Genomic DNA, 18006 nt, shown 5'->3' with positions numbered 1-18006 from the left:
CATGAAGGCAATCGCGATCAGGCGGTACGGCGGCCCCGAGGTCGTCGAGTACACCGAACTCCCCGACCCCAGGGTCGGGCCCGACTCCGTGCTCGTCCGGGTCCGGGCCGCCGGGGTCAACCCGGTCGACTGGAAGATCCGGGAAGGGTACCTGGACGGCATGATCGACGCCCACTTCCCCCTGGTCATGGGCTGGGACGTGGCCGGAGTGGTGCAGGCCGTCGGCGGCGGCGTCACCGAGTACGCGGTCGGCGACGAGGTGATCGGCTACGTCCGCAAGGACTGCGTCGAGCACGGCACCTACGCCGAACTGGTCGCCGCCCCCGTCCGCACCCTGGCCCGCAAGCCCGCCGCCCTCGGCTGGGCCGAGGCCGGCGGCCTCCCGCTGGCCGGGCTCACCGCCTACCAGGGCCTGGTCAAGGCGCTCGGCCTGGCGGCCGGCGAGACGGTGCTGATCCACGCCGCCGCCGGCGGCGTGGGCACCCTGGCCGTCCAGATCGCGCTCGCCCGCGGTGCGCGGGTGATCGGCACCGCGAGTGAGCGCAACCATGCCTACCTCCGCGGCCTCGGCGCCGAGCCGGTGAGCCACGGCGAGGGCCTGGCCCACCGCGTCCGGGCCCTCGCCCCCGAGGGCGTGGACGCCGCCTACGACCTGGTCGGCAGCGGGATGGCGGCCCTCTCCGCCGAACTCGTCCGGGACGCTTCCCGGGTCGCCTCCGCCACCGACTACGGCGTGGTCGCCCTCGGCGGCCACTACGTCTGGGCCCGGCCCGACACCGCCGACCTCACGGCGCTGGCCGAGCTGGCGGACGCCGGACGGCTCACCGTGCCGGTCGCCTCCACCTTCCCGCTCGCCCAGGCCGCCAGCGCCCAGGCGCTCAACGCCGAGGGGCGCACCCGCGGAAAGATCGTCCTCTTGGTGGACTGACCCGCGATTGCGGCGAGAATGGAGGGCGGCGAGTCGTTTCTGCACCCGGGTGGAGAGGCCCTCGCCGACCCTCTTGTACGAGCAACTCCCGTGGAGCCCCGCACCGATGAGCACGAGCAGACCGCCCGACCTGGGTGGGGCCGCCCTGGACGAGACCGACCGGCTCCTGCTCACCCACCTGAGCCGGGACGGCCGCGCCTCGTACGCCGAGATCGGCCTCCTCGCCAACCTCTCGGCCACCGCCGTCCGCCGCCGGATCGACCGCCTCCGCGCCCGCGGCGTGGTCCGCGGCTTCACCGTCGTCCTCGACCCCGCCCTGCTCGGCTGGCAGACCGAGGCCTTCGTCGAGGTCTACTGCCGCGAGCGCACCGCCCCCGAGGAGATCCTGGCCAGCCTCCGCCAGTTCCCCGAGGTCCTCGCCGCCTGGACCGTCACCGGCGACCCCGACGCCCTGGTCCACCTCCGCGCCGCCGACACCCGCCACCTGGAAGCCGTCATCGAACGCATCCGCCGCGAGCCGGGCGTCCAGCGCAGCCGCAGCTCGGTCGTGTTGTCCCAACTGATCGGGTGAGCGAAATGGGGGCGCGGGGAACTGCGCGAGGTCGGGAGAGGCCTCCGTGCCACCTCGTCCCGGTAGCCAGTTGCACCTGTAACGGACAGTGCAACAAGGGCATCCGCGTAAGACAGCGGCGGGGTGCAGGGCCAGCCGCGCAGTTCCCCGCTCCCCTGGATGGTGCATGGTTCGGAAAGCTGCGTCGGCAGCCCGAAACTCGCTCGAATGCTGCTCCGGCGGCCGGGTTCCGACGCGCGGACGCGGGGTCCGGCTGCCTACGCTGATCTTGTCCGGGGGATCGCCCCGGGCCTCCCCCTGTCCCCACCGGCGAGAGGCACCACCGTGTCCGCAGCACCCCACCGCATGCACCAGCCCGACAGCGAGCTGGTCGACCTCGTCTTCGACTACATGCGCGACCGGCTGCAGTACGACCCCGTGCCGCTGGACCACCCCGGGGACGGCGAGCAGCTGCGGACCCACCTGGCCGGGCTGCTCAACGAGCACGGCAACGCCCCCGCCGACGTGCTCAAGCTGTACGACCACGAGCTCTCCCGCGCGGTGATCTCGGCCGACAGCCCGCGCTACCTGTCCTTCATCCCCTGCGCCCCCACCAAGGCCGCGCTGCTCTTCGACATGGTGGTCAGCTGCGCCTCGCTGCAGGGCATCTCCTGGCTGGAGGCGGCCGGGGCGATCGCCGCCGAGAACCAGGTGCTGCGCCTGATAGCCGACCGGGCCGGGATGCCCGAGACGGCCGGCGGCACCTTCGTCTCCGGCGGCTCGGCGGGCAACCTCTCCGCCCTGGTCGTCGCCCGCGACACCGCCCGCCGCCGCCTCGGGGTGGGCCCTGAGGCCCGGCTGCGGATCGCCGTCTGCGACCAGGTGCACTCCTCGGTCAAGAACACCTTCAACATCATCGGCGTCGAGGCCTTCCCCGTCCCGGCCGTGGACCGCCGCTTCACCGGCGAGGCCCTGCGCGCGGCGCTGGCCGCCGACCCGAACCCCGAGACGGTGATCGCGGTGGTCGGCACCGCCGGCACCACCAACGAGGGCATCGTCGACGACCTGCAGGGCCTCTCCGAGGTCACCCGCGAGCGCGGCCTCTGGTTCCACGTGGACGGTGCGTACGGCGGCGCCGGGCTCTTCGCCCCCTCCGTCCGGGCCCGCTACAACGGCATCGAGCACGCCGACTCCTTCGTGGTCGACCCGCACAAGTGGCTGTTCGCGCCCTTCGACTGCGCCGCCCTGATCTACCGCAACCCGCAGCTGGCCCGGGCCGTGCACACCCAGGACGCTTCCTACCTGGACGTGCTGCACACCGAGGGCGACGAGTGGAACCCCACCGACTACGCCTACCACCTGACCCGCCGGGCCCGCGGCCTGCCGCTCTGGTTCTCGCTGGCGGTGCACGGCACCCAGGCGTACACCGACGCGATCGAGGCCGGCCTCAAGCTGGCCCAGGACAGCGCCCAGGTGATCCGCGACACCGAGCACCTGGAGCTGCTGCACGACCCGCAGCTCTCGGCCGTCTGCTTCCGCCGCAAGGGCTGGACCAACGCCGACTACTACCGCTGGTCGCAGCAGCTGCTCGCCGACCAGATCGGCTTCGTCACGCCCACCGGCTGGGACGGCGAGACGGTGGCCCGGTTCGCCTTCCTGCACCCGGGCACCACCATGGAGATGGTCGAGGAGATCCTCGCCACCATGGCGTGACCGGCACTACACGAAAGCACTGCTCGGTATGTACGGCGCCGGGGGCTTCATGCCCCGGACGGCCAGGTAGCCGGCGGTGCCGAGGGTGAGGCCCAGTTCGAGGCCCACGTCGACGGCCCACTCCTGGTCGGCGGTGAGGAACTCGAGCTGGGCCTCCGTGCCGTCCGGGACCCGGGCCAGCGCCTCCCGCAGCAGCCGGGCCGCGATCCGCTTGGAGGTCGCGGCCAGCAGCCGGACCACGCCGCCGTCGCGGTAGCAGTAGCCGCTGCCCGCGAGGGTGTCGGCGACCAGCAGCTCCTCGAAGTGGGCCCGCATGAACTCGTGGTCCGGGCCGTGCGCGGCCCCGCGCAGCCGCCGGTCCACCGAGTCGAGCAGGTGGGTGTGGGCCGGGCCGCCGAGGTGCACCGGGATGTCGCCCGGGTCGAGCAGCTTGCTGCGGTCGACGGCGCCGGTCAGCTTCATGGTCGGGTGCAGGGTGAAGCCGGCCTGGCGGTACCGGCGGGCGGCGGCGGGCGAGGAGGAGGCGCAGAACAGCCCGCGCAGGCAGCCCCGCCCGTGGCCCGCGGCGTGCTCCAGCAGCAGTCGGCCGACCCCCTTGCCCTGGGCCTTGGGCACCACGGCGAAGAGCGAGAGCATCCAGACCCCCTCCCGCCGCAGCGAGAGCGCGATGCCCAGCGGCTCGCCGTCCTGCTCGGCGATCCAGCAGCCGCCCGGGTCGGTGGCGGCCAGGTGCCTGGTCCGGGCCAGCCGCATCACCGAGCCGCGCGGGTCCTGCCCGGCGGGCGGCGGCCCGTACAGGGCCGTGAAGGCCCGGCGGGAGACGGTCTGCACGGCCTCGGCGTCGGCGGCGCTGTCCTGCAGTCGGCGAATGAGCACGTCGCCCATCCTCGCCTTGATCATCCGGGCGTGGGGCCGGTTTGCCCGGATCGGGCGGTGCCCGGGCCTTCGTGGGTGTGCGAGCATGGGTGGAGTGGGGGAGTGGGTTGACACAGCAGCCCCCTGAGCAGAGATTCACCAGGAAGGCCCGTCCCGGGAATGGTCCCGGGCAGCCGCTGGTTGGCACTGGCGGCAGAACGCCGTCGAAGACCGGGAGTAAGCAGATGACCGTCCAGGACGACAAGACCACCGTCGAGAGTGGTCTGCTCCTTACCGATGCCGCTGCGGCCAAGGTGAAGGGCCTGCTGGAGCAGGAAGGCCGCGAGGACCTCGCGCTGCGCGTCGCCGTCCAGCCCGGTGGCTGCTCGGGCCTGCGCTACCAGCTCTTCTTCGACGAGCGCTCGCTCGACGGCGACGTGGTGAAGGACTTCGACGGTGTGAAGGTCGTCACCGACCGGATGAGCGCCCCGTACCTGGGCGGCGCCACCGTCGACTTCGTCGACACCATCGAGAAGCAGGGCTTCACCATCGACAACCCGAACGCCACCGGCTCCTGCGCCTGCGGCGACAGCTTCAGCTAGTCGAGCCACGCGGAAGGGCCCCCGGCACCCGCCGGGGGCCCTTCCGCGTCTGCGCACGCTGCTACTGCGGGCCGCCGGCCGGCTCGGCGTCCAGGCCCAGCTGCTCACCGCTGGCCCGGTCGACCACCGTGCGGCTGCCCAGCGGGCGGCTCAGCTGGGCGGTGACCGAGTTCTTCTTGACCAGCTGCGAGCAGACCCGGCCCGGGGAGGCGGCCTCGGTGACGGTCACCTGGACGCCCACCTGGTTCGGCTGGCTCTCGTCGACCTTGAGGCCGTACTTCTGGCAGGTGCCGCCGTAGAAGTAGACCGTCAGCGTGGTGCCGCTGGTCTGGTAGCCGAGCGCGGGCAGCTTGACCGGGGCCGGCTCGCCGCTGGCGATGCCCGGGTGGGTCGGCTGGGCGCTCGGCGTGGTGGCCGGCGCGGAGTTCACCGGTGTGTTCGGCGGGGTCGAGCTGACCGGGGCCGACAGGCTGCTCGAAGCGCTCGGCGAGGGGCTGGCGGCCGGGGTGGTCAGCGAGGCGCTCGCCCCGGTGCTCGTCCCGGTGTTCGAGCCGCAGGCGGTGAGCGCCCCGGCGAGCAGCAGCCCGGCCAGGGCGGCCAGCCGCCGCTTGCGGGCGATCGGGGTCACTGCGGTGTTCTCGTCCATGCTGTGCTTCCTCCCGAGGGTCAGGACGCCGCCGCGGTGAGCGGCACTGCGCGGGTTCGACGTGCCCCGGAGGATTTCGGTTCCACCCCGCTCGCCGTGCGGCTCAGCCGCCGTACTCCGTCATCCCGGCCACCAGCCGCTGGGCGCGGGCCGGCACCGAGACCCCGACCGGCGCCCCCGCCTTCGGCTGCGGACTGGGCGCGGAGGAGGGCCAGAACCGGCCCATCCGGCGCGAAGTGCTGACCAGGTAGGCCAGGCTCTCCGGGTCCTCACCCGTGCGGGGGGTGAAGGCGTACGGGCGGCCGGGCCGCACCGTGGGGCTGTCGGGCATCATCGGGCTGGACATGGGGCTGGGCTCCGATCACGCGGCGTCGGGGGCCGGACTCCCGACCCCCGATTGCGACCCTAGGCCGCCCGCTCGGGCCCGGCCAGAGCTACTCCGGGGTAGCCACTCGTACGGGGTGGATGGGGCACTGAGTGCCCGCCGAGGTGACACGAGCTAGGGCGGTCGGGCCCCGGCCTAGTACCGTGTGGGGGTTCCGTCCACAGCATCCGGCCCTGGGCCACCCCGAGGAGACCTCCGTGCGCATCGCCGTCGCCGGCTCGATCGCAACCGACCACCTGATGACCTTCCCGGGGCGCTTCGCCGACCAGCTGGTCGCCGAACAGCTCCACACGGTCTCGCTCTCGTTCCTGGTCGACACCCTCGACATCCGCCGGGGCGGCGTCGCCCCGAACATCGCCTTCGGCATGGGCGTGCTCGGCCTGCGCCCGGTCCTGGTCGGCGCGGCCGGCGCGGACTTCGAGGAGTACCGCTCCTGGCTGAGCCGCAACAACGTGGACACCGACTCGGTGCACATCTCCGAGACGCGGCACACGGCCCGCTTCATGTGCACCACCGACGAGGACCACAACCAGATCGCGTCCTTCTACACCGGCGCGATGGCCGAGGCCCGCAACATCGAGCTCAAGCCGATCGCCGACCGGGTGGGCGGCCTCGACCTGGTGCTGATCGGTGCCGACGACCCGGCGGCCATGGTCCGCCACACCCAAGAGTGCCGCACCCGGGGCTACTCCTTCGCCGCCGACCCCTCGCAGCAGCTGGCCCGCCTGGAGGGCGAGGACATCCGCGAGATCGTGGACGGCGCCGCGTACCTGTTCACCAACGAGTACGAGGCCGCCCTGATCGAGACCAAGACCGGCTGGTCGGCCGACGAGATCCTGGACCGGGTCGGCACCCGGATCACCACCCTCGGCCCCAAGGGCGTCCGCATCCAGCGCAAGGGCGAGCCCGACATCACCGTCGGCTGCCCGGCCGAGGAGCGCAAGGCCGACCCCACCGGCGTCGGCGACGGCTTCCGGGCCGGCTTCCTCGCGGGCCTCTCCTGGGACCTCGGCCTGGAGCGGTCCGCCCAGATCGGCTGCATGGTCGCCACCCTGGTGATCGAGACCGTCGGCACCCAGGAGTACGAGCTGCGCCCCGCGGGTTTCCTGGACCGCTTCGCGGCGGCTTACGGCCAGTCGGCCGCCGCCGAGGTCGCCGCCAAGCTGGGGCGGTAACTCAGCTGGGGCAGTACGCCCGGGGGCGCGGGGAACTGCGCGACCAGCCCTCTACGGAGGTGCACGGTTGCGCGCGCAGTTCCCCGCGCCCCCATTTGGTTCACCGATCCCGTTGGATCACGTAGGCACTGCCGCGTTCCGCAGGAGTTTCGCCCAGGTAGGTCTGCTCCCGCATCTCGCACCAGGCCGGGATGTCGTGCCGCGCCGCCTCGTCGTCCGCCAGGACGGTGATGGTGCCGCCCACCGGTACGTCCGTCAGGTGCTTCGCCAGCTCGATCACCGGGAGCGGGCAGAGCTTGCCCAGGGCGTCGATGACCAGGGAATCCGTACGCGTGGCGGGGGTCAGGTCCAGGCCCAAGGGGGCGCGGATCTCCGCCACCAATCCCGGCAGCACCTCCAGGAAGCGGTCCACCGCTTCCTCCGGCACGCCCGTCGGGAGGGAGACCCGGACGTTGCCCTCGGTCAGTACGCCCATCGCGGCCAGCACGTGGCTGGGGGTCAGGGTGCTGGAGGTGCAGGAGGAGCCGGAGGAGACGGCGAAGCCGGCCCGGTCGAGGGCGGTGAGGAGGACCTCGCCGTCCACGTAGAGGCAGGAGAAGGTCACCAGGTGGGGGAGGCGGTGGTCGGGGTCGCCGACCACCTGGGTCTCGGGGACGAGCCGGGGGACGCGGGTGCGGATCCGGTCGACCAGGGCGTGCAGGCGGGCCTGGTCCGCGGCGGCCTCGGCGCGGGCGGCCCGGAGCGAGGCGGCCGCCGCGACGACGGCCGGGACGTTCACGAAGCCGGGCACCCGCCCGGCCTCCCGCTCGTCGGCGGGCAGCGGGGAGGCGTACCTGACGCCCTTGCGGACGGCCAGCACGCCGACCCCGGCCGGGCCGCCCCACTTGTGGGCGCTGGCGGTCAGCAGCGACCAGCCGGGCGGGACGGGGAGGCGGCCGGCGGTCTGGGCGGCGTCCACCAGGAGCGGGACGCCGGTCTCCTGGAGGAGGGCGGCCACCTCGGCCACCGGCTGGAGCGTGCCCACCTCGTGATTGGCCGTCTGGAGCACGGCGAGGGCGGTGTCGGGCCGTGGTTCGTACCCGTCCGGGGTGACCCGGCCCAGCCGGTCGACCGGGACGACCCCGACCGTGCCGCCGTTCGCCTCGTGCAGCTCGGCGGTGTGCAGCACGCTGGAGTGCTCCACGGCCGAGTGCAGCAGGTGGGCGCCGCGTCGGCGGTGGCCCTTCAGGGCGCCCAGCACACCGAGTTGGACGGCTTGGGTGCCGCTCGTGGTGAAGGTGATCTCGTCGGCCCGGGCGCCGAGCGCCTCGGCGACCGTCTCGCGGGCCGCGTCCAGCAGCATCCGGGCCTGACGCCCCGACCGGTAGAGCCGGGCCGGATCGGCCCAGCCCTCGTCCAGGGCGGCGAGCAGGGCCTGCCGGGCGACGGGGTGGAGGGGGGCGGTGGAGGCCACGTCGAAATAGGCGGCGTCATGGGCGGCGTCGGAAAGAGGCACGCGACACACCGTATCCCCGCTCACGGCTCGTCAGACGATCACCCTGTTTGTCCGGTTCGTGCGCCTCCGACGGCCCGTCACCCGTGTGTCGCAACGTCGTCCCCCGATCGGGTGTGCGAGCCTCGGAAGCCTACGGTGACCTGCGATTCCGTACCTGCCGGGGCTGATCGGGTAGCCGGGCGGCGCGTTACCGGGACCTGCCCGTCAGGAGCGCATAAGCCTGGAGTAGGGTTTGGCCCGCATAAGCATTCAAACCGTGCCCGTGGGCGGGTCGTCGGGGAGGCAGCAGAGCCTCCTCGGGTAAAACGACGCGATCGCGGGCGAGACTTCGGGAAGGCGCTAAGTGAGTCCCAACGGCTCCGACCGCTCGCCGCGGCGCACGATGCGGCGGAAGCTGCCTCAGGCGCTGGCACTGGGCCTCGTCATCGCGACCGCTACCGGCTGCTCGGCCAACGACCTCCCCAGGCTTGGCCTCCCGAGCCCCGTCACCAAGGAAGGGCCGCTGGTCCTTCACATGTGGCAGGGCTCCTGGATCGCGGCACTGGTGATCGGTGCGTTGATGTGGGGTCTGATCATCTGGAGCGTGATCTTCCACCGGCGCAAGCGGACCGGTGTCGAGCTCCCCCCGCAGACCCGGTACAACGTGCCCCTCGAGGCGCTGTACACCGCGGTCCCCATCGTCATCGTCTCGGTGCTGTTCTACTTCGTCGCCCGTGACGAGTCGCGACTGACGCAGGTCTCGGCCAAGCCGCAGCACATGGTCAACGTGGTGGGCTTCCAGTGGAGCTGGGCGTTCAACTACGAGAACACCGAGACCCCGGACAAGACGAGCACCACTGCCGCGTACGACGTGGGTACCCCGGCGGAGCCGCCGACGCTGTACCTGCCGATCAACGAGTCGGTCCAGTTCCGCCTCACCTCGCGGGACGTCATCCACGACTTCTGGCCCATCAACTTCATGATGAAGATGGATGTCGTGCCGGGCGTGGTCAACAAGTTCGAGGTCACCCCGACCGCCCTGGGCACCTACCGCGGGAAGTGCGCCGAGCTCTGCGGCGTCGACCACTCCCGGATGCTGTTCAACGTCAAGGTCGTGACCCACGACGAGTACGAGCAGCACCTCAAGGAGCTGCGGGCCAAGGGCCAGGCAGGCGCAGTGCCTTCGGGCATCACGTCCATGGGAAGTGAAGAGAAGTGACTATCCTCAACGAGCCCGCCGCCGCCGGCGGGGCATCCGGGGCCTCGGTCACCGCAGGCGGGAGCACGCGCACCCGCAAGCCCGGTTCGACCATCATCAAGTGGCTGACGACCACCGACCACAAGACGATCGGCACGATGTACCTCGGTACCTCGTTCGCCTTCTTCCTGATCGGTGGCATCCTCGCGCTCGTCATGCGCGCCGAGCTCGCCCGTCCGGGGACGCAGATCCTCTCGAACGAGCAGTTCAACCAGGCGTTCACCATGCACGGCACGATCATGCTGCTGATGTTCGCCACCCCGCTCTTCGCCGGGTTCGCGAACTGGATCATGCCGCTCCAGATCGGCGCGCCCGACGTCGCCTTCCCGCGGCTGAACATGTTCGCCTACTGGCTCTACCTGTTCGGCTCGACCATCGCGGTGGGCGGCTTCCTCACCCCTCAGGGTGCGGCCGACTTCGGCTGGTTCGCCTACTCCCCGCTCTCGGACGCGGTGCGTTCGCCGGGCGTCGGCGCCGACATGTGGATCATGGGTCTGGCCTTCTCCGGCTTCGGCACGATCCTCGGTGCGGTCAACTTCATCACCACCATCATCTGCATGCGCGCGCCCGGCATGACGATGTTCCGGATGTCGATCTTCGTCTGGAACGTCCTGCTCACCGCCGTGCTCGTCCTGTTGGCCTTCCCGGTCCTCGCCGCCGCGCTCTTCGCGCTGGAGGCGGATCGTAAATTCGGAGCACACGTCTTCGACCCGGCCAACGGTGGATCACTGCTCTGGCAGCACCTCTTCTGGTTCTTCGGTCACCCCGAGGTGTACATCATCGCGCTGCCGTTCTTCGGCATCGTGTCGGAGATCATCCCGGTCTTCAGCCGCAAGCCGATGTTCGGCTACTCCGGCCTCATCGCGGCCACCATCGCGATTGCCGGTCTGTCCGTGACGGTGTGGGCCCACCACATGTACGTCACCGGACAGGTGCTGCTGCCGTTCTTCTCCTTCATGACCTTCCTGATCGCCGTCCCGACCGGTGTGAAGTTCTTCAACTGGGTCGGCACGATGTGGAAGGGCTCGCTCTCCTTCGAGACCCCGATGCTCTGGACGGTCGGCTTCCTGGTGACCTTCCTCTTCGGTGGTCTGACCGGTGTGCTGCTCGCCTCGCCGCCGATCGACTTCCACGTCTCGGACTCGTACTTCGTCGTGGCGCACTTCCACTACGTGGTCTTCGGCACCGTCGTCTTCGCGATGTTCGCCGGCTTCCACTTCTGGTGGCCGAAGATGACCGGCAAGATGCTCGACGAGCGTCTTGGCAAGATCACCTTCTGGACGCTGTTCATCGGCTTCCACACCACCTTCCTGGTGCAGCACTGGCTCGGCGCGGAGGGCATGGCCCGCCGCTACGCCGACTACCTGGCCGCCGACGGTTTCACCACCCTGAACACCGTCTCGACCATCGGCTCCTTCCTGCTCGGCCTGTCGATCCTGCCGTTCCTCTACAACGTCTGGAAGACCGCCAAGTACGGCGAGAAGATCGAGGTCGACGACCCGTGGGGCTACGGCCGCTCGCTCGAGTGGGCGACCTCCTGCCCGCCGCCGCGGCACAACTTCACCACCCTGCCCCGGATCCGTTCGGAATCCCCGGCGTTCGACCTGCACCACCCGGACATCGCGGCGCTGGACTACCTGGAGCACCACGGTGAGCTGCCCTCGCACTTCGCCGGCGTGACCCCCGCGTCCTACGACGCGCCGAAGGGCAAGAAGAAGGAGGGCAACGCCTGATGAAGGAACAGGGCAAGATCTTCATCGGCTTCGCCGTCTTCATCCTGGCGATGGCCATCACGTACGGCATCTGGACCACCCACAGCGACCACGGCACGGAGGCGGCCGGCACCACCGCCCTCTTCCTGGCCTTCGGTCTCTGCGCCTTCATCGGGTACTACCTCGCCTTCACCGCCCGCCGGGTCGACAGCGGCGCCGGTGACAACCCCGAGGCCGAGGTCGCGGACGACGCGGGCGAGGTCGGCTTCTTCGCTCCGCACAGCTGGCAGCCGCTCTCGCTGGCCATCGGTGGCGCGCTCGCGTTCTGCGGCGTCATCTTCGGCTGGTGGCTGCTCTACTGGTCGATCCCGATCATCCTGATCGGCCTCTACGGCTGGGTCTTCGAGTTCTACCGGGGCGAGGACCAGAACCAGTAAGGCTCCCCTCCCTCCAACGGCTGCGGGCCGGATCTCCCTTCGGGGGTCCGGCCCGCAGCCGTTTCCGCATGAGAGGTGTCGCTCACCCGTTCGGGGCCGTGCGGGTGCCGCGTGTCGCTGCGCGTTCCTACGATCGAGCAGGCTCAGCGGACCCTTGGAGGCGGCGATGAGCGGCACAGGAAGTCTTGTCCGGCGGACGGCCGTAGCGGCCGCCCTGGCGGTGTTGGCCCCGGTCGCCGGGTGCTCCTCCTCCGGTGGGAACGCTGCGCAGGCCGTGGCGGCGCCGGAAGCGGTGGACGCGGGGCCGCTGGTGCACCTGCCCGCCGGAGCGGCGGTGGACCCCTCCCAGCCCCTCACGGTGACCGCGGAGGACGGCAGTCGGCTCACCGACGTGACGGTCACCGGATCGGACGGCCGGCTGGTGGCGGGCGAGCTGGCGTCGGATCAGCACAGCTGGCACTCGACCGGGCGACTCCACGCGGGCACCACGTACACCGTTCGGGTGGCGGCCGACGACGGCCACGGCGGCCGGGGCGACACCTCCGGCGGCTTCAGCACCACCGCCCCCAAGGACCAGATCACCGCCGACCTCGGCCCGGACTCGGCCGGCACCGGCGTCTACGGCGTGGGCCAGCCGCTCACCGTCAAGCTCTCCGAGCCCGTCGAGGAGCCCGCCGCCCGCCAGGAGATCGAGCGCAGCCTCCAGGTGGTCTCGCAGCCCGCCGTGACCGGCGCCTGGTACTGGGTCGACGACAAGGAACTCCACTTCCGCCCGCAGGAGTACTGGCCGGCCGGCACCAGGATCCGGCTCAGCTACGACCGCCCCGGCGCCCTCGTCTCGGCGGGCCGGTACGTGGGCGAGGCGAGCTCGCGCTCCTTCACGATCGGCGACCGGGTCGAGGCCCTGGTCGACGCCGGCTCCCACCAGATGACCTACCGCCGCAACGGCGCGGTGGTGGCCACCTTCCCGGTGACCACCGGCAAGCCCGGCTTCTCCACCCGCAACGGCATCAAGGTGGTGCTCGGTCAGGAATCACTCGTCCGGATGAACGGCGAGACGATCGGCATCAAGGAGGGCAGCAAGGAGGCGTACGACCTCGACGTGCACTGGGCGACCCGGGTCACCTGGAGCGGCGAGTACGTGCACGCCGCTCCGTGGTCGGTGGGCTCCCAGGGCGTGGAGAACGTCAGCCACGGCTGCACCGGGATGAGCACCGACAACGCCAAGTGGTTCTTCGACCAGACCCGGATCGGCGACATCGTCCAGGTGGTCAACAGTCAGGGCGCCCAGATGGAGCCGTTCGGCAACGGCTTCGGTGACTGGAACGTCGATTGGGGGGCTTGGGTGAAGCACAGTGCTCTGGGCCGGGCCGTCTCCACGGCCGGCCCGGGGGACGCTGCCGCTGACGCAGGGGCCGACCCCGTCATTTAGGGGCTCGGGGAACTGCGAGGGCAGGCCCGGATGTGGCGTACTCCTTAACGAGTGCCCGCCCCAAGGGATGCCCTCGCAGTTCCCCGAGCCCCTTAGTAGTGCAACTGGAGCGCTGTGAGGACGGCGGCCGTGGCCTCTTCCTTGGTCAGGCCCAGGTGGTGGGCCCGGGCCGCGTATTCGGTGGCGGCGGCTGCGGCGAGGCGGTGGGCGGTGTCGCCGGGGGCGGCGATGGTGGTGCCCTTGCGGCCGTGGGTTTCGACGATGCCGTCGGATTCGAGTTCGCGGTAGGCGCGGGCGACGGTGTTGGGGGCGAGGCCGAGCTGTTCGGCCAGGGCGCGGACGGTGGGGAGCTTGAGGCCGGTGGGGAGGGTGCCGGCGCGGGCCTGGTCGGCGAGCTGGCTGCGGAGCTGTTCGTACGGGGGAGTGGGGGAGGCGGGGTCGATGGTGAGGTGCATCGGGGCGGCTCCAGATATGGCCGAGGCCCCCTTCCCGGCGAAGTGCCGGGAAGGGGGCCTCAGGTGGCGGATCAGACCGGGGTCATCAGGAGATCAGTGGTGGCCGTGGCCGCTGGTGATCTCGTGGTGCTCCTCGGAGGTGGGCTTGGCGATCTGACCCTGGTCGCCGAAGTAGCCCTTGGAGAGCTTGGCGCGGAGCTTGGTGCCCCGGCCGAGCTTGCGCGCGACGCCGTTCTCGTCCACCTCGGCGGGGAGCTCCAGCGGCTGCTGCTGCTCGTGCGCGGTGAGCTTGAAGAGCTTGTCCTGCGGCAGCTGCGCGTGGACCTCGATGAACTCACCGTGCGGCAGGCGCTTGATGACGCCGGTCTCGCGACCGTGCAGCACCTTCTCCTTGTCGCGGCGCTGCAGGCCGAGGCACCAGCGCTTGGTCACCCAGAAGGTGATGACCGGCACCACGAAGAAGCCGACGCGGACGAAGTAGGTGATGTCGTTGATCGAGAGGTGCAGGTGGGTGGCGATGAGGTCGTTGCCACCACCGATCAGCAGCACCACGTAGAGGCTGATCCAGGCCGCGCCGACACCGGTGCGGACGGGAGCGTTGCGCGGGCGGTCCAGGATGTGGCGCTCGCGCTTGTCGCCGGTGATCCAGGCCTCGATGAACGGGTACGCGGCGATCGCGAAGAGCACCAGCGGGAAGATCATCAGCGGGATGAAGACACCCAGGTTGAGGGTGTGGCCCCAGGCCCGGATCTCCCAGCCCGGCATGACGCGGATCAGGCCCTCGGAGAAGCCCATGTACCAGTCCGGCTGGGCGTCGGTGGAGACCTGGTCGGGGCGGTACGGGCCGTAGGCCCAGATCGGGTTGACGGTGGCGATGGCCGAGATGGCGGCGATGAGGCCGAACACCAGGAAGAAGAAGCCACCGGCCTTGGCCATGTAGACCGGCATGAGCGGCATGCCCACGACGTTCTGCTCGGTCTTGCCGGCACCCGCGAACTGGGTGTGCTTGTGGTAGAAGACCAGGATCAGGTGGGCCACCAGCAGGCCCAGCATGATGCCCGGGATCAGCAGCACGTGCACGGTGAACAGGCGCGGCACGATGTCGGTGCCGGGGAACTCGCCGCCGTACAGGAACATCTGCAGGTAGGAGCCGACCAGCGGCACCGCCAGGACGGCGCCCTCCATGAAGCGGATACCGGTACCGGAGAGCAGGTCGTCCGGGAGCGAGTAGCCCATGAAGCCGTCGAACATGCCGAGGAACAGCAGCAGGAAGCCGAAGACCCAGTTGATCTCACGGGGCTTGCGGAACGCGCCGGTGAAGAACACGCGCATCATGTGCACGAGCATCGCGGCGACGAACACGATCGCGGCCCAGTGGTGGATCTGACGGATCAGCAGGCCACCGCGGATCTCGAACGAGATGTTCATGGTCGAGGCGTAGGCCTCGGACATCTTGATGCCGTTCAGCGGGGCGTAGGAGCCGTGGTAGACGACCTCGCCCATGCTGGGCTTGAAGAAGAGCGTCAGGTAGACGCCCGTCAGGATGATGATGATGAAGGTGTAGAGGCAGATCTCACCGAGCATGAAGGACCAGTGGTCCGGGAAGATCTTGCGCAGGTTGGCCTTGGCGAGGGAGTAGATCCCCAGCCGGCCGTCCAGGTAGTCCGCAGCCGCCTCGGCCTTGTTGGCCGGCTTGGCGCGGGTGCTACCCGGCTTGGTGGCGCCAGTGGTGGCGCTGCTCGCGGAACTCATGCGGAGCGCTCCCAGAAGCTCGGGCCGACGGGCTCCGCGAAGTCGCCGGTGGCGACCAGGAAGCCCTTCTCGTCAGTGGTGATCTTGAGCTGCGGCAGCGGGTGACCGGCCGGGCCGAAGATCACGCGGGCGCCGTCCGCCAGGTCGAAGGTCGACTGGTGGCAGGGGCACAGCGCGTGGTGGGTCTGCTGCTCGTACAGCGAGATCGGGCAGCCGACGTGGGTGCAGATCTTCGAGAAGGCGAGGATGCCCTCGAAGGCCAGGCCACGGGACTTGTCGTCCTTGATGTCCTCCGGAGCGATCCGGACGAGCATCAGGGCGTCCTTGGCGATCTTCTGCTGGAACTCCTCGTCCGCCTCGGTCAGGCCCTCGGGCTTGGCGAAGGTGAGCGAGCCGATCTGGATGTCCTCGGCCTTCATGGGCTCATCGGTGTTCATGTTGATGAGCTGGATCGGCTTGGCCTCGGTGGCCTCGATCCACCCGGTGTGCTGGAGCTTCTTCTCCGGCAGCGGGCCCAGGTCGCGCAGCAGGACGACACCGGAGAGCGGCACCAGGGCCATCGAACCGATGAGGGTGTTGCGGATCATCTTGCGGCGGCCGAAGCCGGACTCCGCGGCACCCGTCTTGAACTGCTCGATGACGTCCGCGCGGACCTCGTCGTCGGCCTCGATCGGGTGGCGCTCGGCGGGCAGCTCGTGGTCGGACATCAGGGTGCGGGCCCAGTGGACCGCGCCCGCGCCGATGCAGAACAGGGCCACGCCCAGCGTCAGGCCCAGCGCGAAGTTCAGCGCGCTGATGTGGCCCAGCGGGAAGACGTAGATGATCTTGTCGATCGGGAAGATCACGTAGGACGCGATGAACCCGACGGTCGCGAGCATCGACACCACGAACATGAGCGACACCTGGCGCTCGGCGCGCTTGGCGGCGCGCTCGTCGATGTCGGTGCGGCGCGGCTCGTGGGCCGGCAGCCCCGGGTCGGCGAACGGGTCGGCGTGGTGCTCGACCTCGGCGCCGTGGGAGGCGTCGTGCGCCTCCGGCAGCTTGTCTTCAGGCATCTCGTGGCTCATGACTTCTTGGCCTTGGTGGTGTGGGCGGCGACCCAGATCGCGACCGCGATGAGAGCGCCGAGACCGAAGATCCAACCGAACAGACCCTCGGTCACCGGACCGAGGCTGCCCAGGGTCAGACCACCGGGGTTGGGCTCCTCGGCGGTGGTGTGGCGGACGAAGGCCACGATCTGGCGCTTCTGCTCCTCGGGCATGGTGGTGTCCGGGAAGGAGGGCATGTTCTGCGGGCCGGTCTGCATGGCCTCGTAGATGTGCTTGGCGTCGACGCCGTCCAGGGACGGGGCGTACTTGCCCTTCGTCAGGGCGCCACCCGCGCCGGCGAAGTTGTGGCACTGCGAGCAGTTGGTGCGGAACAGCTCGCCACCCTTCGACACGTCGTTCGGGCTGGTCGAGGTGTACTGCTCCTTGGTCGGAGCCACCGGACCCGGGCCGAGGGAGGCCACGAAGGCGGCCAGCTGGTCGATCTCGGTCTGGTTGTAGATGACCTTCTTGCGCGGGACCTGGGCGCCCGGCTGCTGCGCCGGCATGCGGCCGGTGCCGACCTGGAAGTCGACCGCGGCGGAGCCGACGCCGACCAGGCTCGGACCGTCGGAGCTGCCCTGGCCGTTCAGACCGTGGCAGGAGGAGCAGCCCACGGCGAAGAGCTTCTTGCCCTCGTCGATCGCGAGCGACTGCGCGGAGGTGTCGGCCTGCGCCCGCTCGGCGGGCACGAACACGGTGTACAGCCCCCCAGTAGCCGCCAGGGCGAGAAGTAGGACGACCAGCGCCGCCAATGGGTGGCGCCGTCGTGCGGAGAGCTTTTTCACGGAATAACCCCGGTGTCAGGATCTGGTCGGCTGGTGGGTGCGCCCGGGCGCCGGGGTGTCTACCCGGCTGGGAGTGCGCGCGGTCGGTCGGGTCGTGTCTGCGGTCCGGCCGTGAGCCAGCGACCTGATCAGCTGGTTACTTGATCAGGTAGATGGTCGCGAACAGGCCGATCCACACGACGTCGACGAAGTGCCAGTAGTACGACACCACGATCGCGGCGGTGGCCTGCTCGTGAGTGAAGCGCTTGGCCGCGTACGTCCGTCCGAGGACCAGCAGGAACGCGATCAGACCACCCGTCACGTGCATGCCGTGGAAGCCGGTGGTCAGGTAGAACACCGTGCCGTACGGGTCCGAGGACAGCGAGAGGCCGTCCTTCTTGACCAGCTCGGTGTACTCGAAGATCTGACCGCCGATGAAGATCGCGCCCATCACGAACGTGATGGTGAACCACGAGCGGAGCTTCTTCACGTCACCGCGCTCGGCGGCGAAGACGCCGAGCTGGCAGGTGAGGGAGGAGAGCACCAGGATCGTGGTGTTCACCGATGAGAAGGGGACGTTGAGGGCGTGCGCCTTCTCCGCCCAGAACTCAGGGCCCTTGACCGAGCGGAGAGTGAAGTACATCGCGAACAGGGCCGCGAAGAACATCAGCTCCGAGCTCAGCCAGACGATGGTTCCGACGCTGACGAGGTTCGGCCTGTTGACCGCTCCGTGCGCGTGTCCGGTTTCTGTTGCTGTTGCTGTCGCCACGACGGACATTA

At 70.2% G+C, this 18006-nt stretch carries 18 protein-coding genes; 9 read left to right on the top strand and 9 right to left on the bottom strand.

The features are described 5' to 3' along the window. Position 1: 1 nt before the first annotated feature. The 3 genes from CFP65_RS09865 to CFP65_RS09855 all read left to right on the top strand — a co-directional run bounded on the left by CFP65_RS09865 (position 2) and on the right by CFP65_RS09855 (position 3191). The gene (locus tag CFP65_RS09865; protein WP_104815755.1) at positions 2-928 is read left to right on the top strand and encodes an NADP-dependent oxidoreductase; all 927 of its coding nucleotides are present in this window, start codon (positions 2-4) and stop codon (positions 926-928) included. Between the two features lie 106 nt (positions 929-1034). After that, on the top strand, positions 1035-1499 hold the full coding sequence (locus tag CFP65_RS09860; protein WP_104815754.1) for an Lrp/AsnC family transcriptional regulator: 465 nt from the start codon (positions 1035-1037) through the stop codon (positions 1497-1499). 345 nt (positions 1500-1844) lie between these two features. Further along, a complete protein-coding gene (locus CFP65_RS09855; RefSeq protein ID WP_104815753.1) occupies positions 1845-3191 on the top strand; it encodes an aminotransferase class I/II-fold pyridoxal phosphate-dependent enzyme in 1347 nt (448 codons plus the stop codon). A gap of 6 nt (positions 3192-3197) precedes the next feature. On the opposite strand, the gene CFP65_RS09850 is transcribed toward CFP65_RS09855, so the two are convergent. Then, positions 3198-4067, bottom strand: coding sequence for a GNAT family N-acetyltransferase (locus CFP65_RS09850; protein ID WP_104820751.1), 870 nt, complete (start codon positions 4065-4067; stop codon positions 3198-3200). A 224-nt stretch (positions 4068-4291) separates the two neighbouring features. On the opposite strand from CFP65_RS09850, the gene erpA reads away from it, so the two are divergent. Then, the gene (erpA, locus tag CFP65_RS09845; protein ID WP_104815752.1) at positions 4292-4648 is read left to right on the top strand and encodes an iron-sulfur cluster insertion protein ErpA; all 357 of its coding nucleotides are present in this window, start codon (positions 4292-4294) and stop codon (positions 4646-4648) included. Between the two features lie 61 nt (positions 4649-4709). Here erpA and CFP65_RS09840 read toward each other — a convergent pair whose 3' ends face one another. Both CFP65_RS09840 and CFP65_RS09835 read right to left on the bottom strand, forming a co-directional pair. Then, positions 4710-5294, bottom strand: coding sequence for a hypothetical protein (locus CFP65_RS09840; RefSeq protein WP_104815751.1), 585 nt, complete (start codon positions 5292-5294; stop codon positions 4710-4712). Between the two features lie 103 nt (positions 5295-5397). After that, the gene (locus CFP65_RS09835; protein ID WP_104815750.1) at positions 5398-5640 is read right to left on the bottom strand and encodes a hypothetical protein; all 243 of its coding nucleotides are present in this window, start codon (positions 5638-5640) and stop codon (positions 5398-5400) included. Positions 5641-5876: 236 nt separating this feature from the next. Between CFP65_RS09835 and CFP65_RS09830 the strand changes: the two genes are divergently transcribed. Beyond that, complete coding sequence (locus CFP65_RS09830) at positions 5877-6854, top strand: carbohydrate kinase family protein (RefSeq protein ID WP_104815749.1); 978 nt, start codon at positions 5877-5879, stop codon at positions 6852-6854. A 100-nt stretch (positions 6855-6954) separates the two neighbouring features. On the opposite strand, the gene CFP65_RS09825 is transcribed toward CFP65_RS09830, so the two are convergent. Further along, positions 6955-8349: a cysteine desulfurase/sulfurtransferase TusA family protein gene (locus CFP65_RS09825; protein ID WP_104815748.1), complete on the bottom strand. Its 1395-nt coding sequence runs from the start codon at positions 8347-8349 to the stop codon at positions 6955-6957. A 343-nt stretch (positions 8350-8692) separates the two neighbouring features. On the opposite strand from CFP65_RS09825, the gene coxB reads away from it, so the two are divergent. From coxB to CFP65_RS09805, 4 genes are all read left to right on the top strand, one after another. Then, positions 8693-9547, top strand: a complete 855-nt coding sequence (gene coxB, locus CFP65_RS09820; RefSeq protein WP_104815747.1) for a cytochrome c oxidase subunit II — start codon at positions 8693-8695, stop codon at positions 9545-9547. Beyond that, positions 9544-11319 carry a cytochrome c oxidase subunit I gene (ctaD, locus tag CFP65_RS09815; RefSeq protein WP_104815746.1) on the top strand — a complete coding sequence of 592 codons (1776 nt, stop codon included), beginning with the start codon at positions 9544-9546 and terminating at the stop codon, positions 11317-11319. Before coxB ends, ctaD begins: the two co-directional genes overlap by 4 nt. After that, a complete protein-coding gene (locus tag CFP65_RS09810; protein WP_104815745.1) occupies positions 11319-11735 on the top strand; it encodes a cytochrome c oxidase subunit 4 in 417 nt (138 codons plus the stop codon). Before ctaD ends, CFP65_RS09810 begins: the two co-directional genes overlap by 1 nt. 166 nt (positions 11736-11901) lie before the next feature. Beyond that, the gene (locus tag CFP65_RS09805) at positions 11902-13167 is read left to right on the top strand and encodes an Ig-like domain-containing protein (protein ID WP_168219583.1); all 1266 of its coding nucleotides are present in this window, start codon (positions 11902-11904) and stop codon (positions 13165-13167) included. A 92-nt stretch (positions 13168-13259) separates the two neighbouring features. Here the strand turns inward: CFP65_RS09805 and CFP65_RS09800 are convergent, their stop codons facing one another. The 5 genes from CFP65_RS09800 to CFP65_RS09780 all read right to left on the bottom strand — a co-directional run bounded on the left by CFP65_RS09800 (position 13260) and on the right by CFP65_RS09780 (position 18004). Further along, on the bottom strand, positions 13260-13622 hold the full coding sequence (locus CFP65_RS09800) for a GntR family transcriptional regulator (protein ID WP_104815744.1): 363 nt from the start codon (positions 13620-13622) through the stop codon (positions 13260-13262). A 93-nt stretch (positions 13623-13715) separates the two neighbouring features. Next, complete coding sequence (locus CFP65_RS09795; RefSeq protein ID WP_104815743.1) at positions 13716-15374, bottom strand: ubiquinol-cytochrome c reductase cytochrome b subunit; 1659 nt, start codon at positions 15372-15374, stop codon at positions 13716-13718. Then, positions 15371-16429, bottom strand: a complete 1059-nt coding sequence (locus CFP65_RS09790; protein ID WP_254552308.1) for a ubiquinol-cytochrome c reductase iron-sulfur subunit — start codon at positions 16427-16429, stop codon at positions 15371-15373. The genes CFP65_RS09795 and CFP65_RS09790 overlap by 4 nt, the downstream gene beginning before the upstream one ends. An 8-nt stretch (positions 16430-16437) precedes the next feature. Further along, entirely contained in the window at positions 16438-17247 is an 810-nt protein-coding gene (locus CFP65_RS09785) for a c-type cytochrome (RefSeq protein WP_104815741.1), read from the bottom strand. A gap of 136 nt (positions 17248-17383) precedes the next feature. Continuing rightward, positions 17384-18004: a heme-copper oxidase subunit III gene (locus tag CFP65_RS09780; protein ID WP_104815740.1), complete on the bottom strand. Its 621-nt coding sequence runs from the start codon at positions 18002-18004 to the stop codon at positions 17384-17386. Positions 18005-18006: the final 2 nt, after the last annotated feature.

It is taken from the genome of Kitasatospora sp. MMS16-BH015 (assembly GCF_002943525.1).
Taxonomy (GTDB): domain Bacteria; phylum Actinomycetota; class Actinomycetes; order Streptomycetales; family Streptomycetaceae; genus Kitasatospora.
Note: the sequence above shows the minus strand (reverse complement) of the source record. Positions and strands in the feature narration are given on the sequence as shown.

What these genes read in the sequence shown, in the direction of transcription:
- CFP65_RS09865 (WP_104815755.1), top strand. Translation starts at nt 2, where the DNA reads ATGAAGGCAATCGCGATCAGGCGGTACGGCGGCCCCGAGGTCGTCGAG.
- CFP65_RS09860 (WP_104815754.1), top strand. Translation starts at nt 1,035, where the DNA reads ATGAGCACGAGCAGACCGCCCGACCTGGGTGGGGCCGCCCTGGACGAG.
- CFP65_RS09855 (WP_104815753.1), top strand. Translation starts at nt 1,845, where the DNA reads ATGCACCAGCCCGACAGCGAGCTGGTCGACCTCGTCTTCGACTACATG.
- erpA (WP_104815752.1), top strand. Translation starts at nt 4,292, where the DNA reads ATGACCGTCCAGGACGACAAGACCACCGTCGAGAGTGGTCTGCTCCTT.
- CFP65_RS09840 (WP_104815751.1), bottom strand. Translation starts at nt 5,294, where the DNA reads ATGGACGAGAACACCGCAGTGACCCCGATCGCCCGCAAGCGGCGGCTG.
- CFP65_RS09835 (WP_104815750.1), bottom strand. Translation starts at nt 5,640, where the DNA reads ATGTCCAGCCCGATGATGCCCGACAGCCCCACGGTGCGGCCCGGCCGC.
- CFP65_RS09810 (WP_104815745.1), top strand. Translation starts at nt 11,319, where the DNA reads ATGAAGGAACAGGGCAAGATCTTCATCGGCTTCGCCGTCTTCATCCTG.
- CFP65_RS09805 (WP_168219583.1), top strand. Translation starts at nt 11,902, where the DNA reads ATGAGCGGCACAGGAAGTCTTGTCCGGCGGACGGCCGTAGCGGCCGCC.
- CFP65_RS09800 (WP_104815744.1), bottom strand. Translation starts at nt 13,622, where the DNA reads ATGCACCTCACCATCGACCCCGCCTCCCCCACTCCCCCGTACGAACAG.
- CFP65_RS09795 (WP_104815743.1), bottom strand. Translation starts at nt 15,374, where the DNA reads ATGAGTTCCGCGAGCAGCGCCACCACTGGCGCCACCAAGCCGGGTAGC.
- CFP65_RS09790 (WP_254552308.1), bottom strand. Translation starts at nt 16,429, where the DNA reads ATGCCTGAAGACAAGCTGCCGGAGGCGCACGACGCCTCCCACGGCGCC.
- CFP65_RS09780 (WP_104815740.1), bottom strand. Translation starts at nt 18,004, where the DNA reads ATGTCCGTCGTGGCGACAGCAACAGCAACAGAAACCGGACACGCGCAC.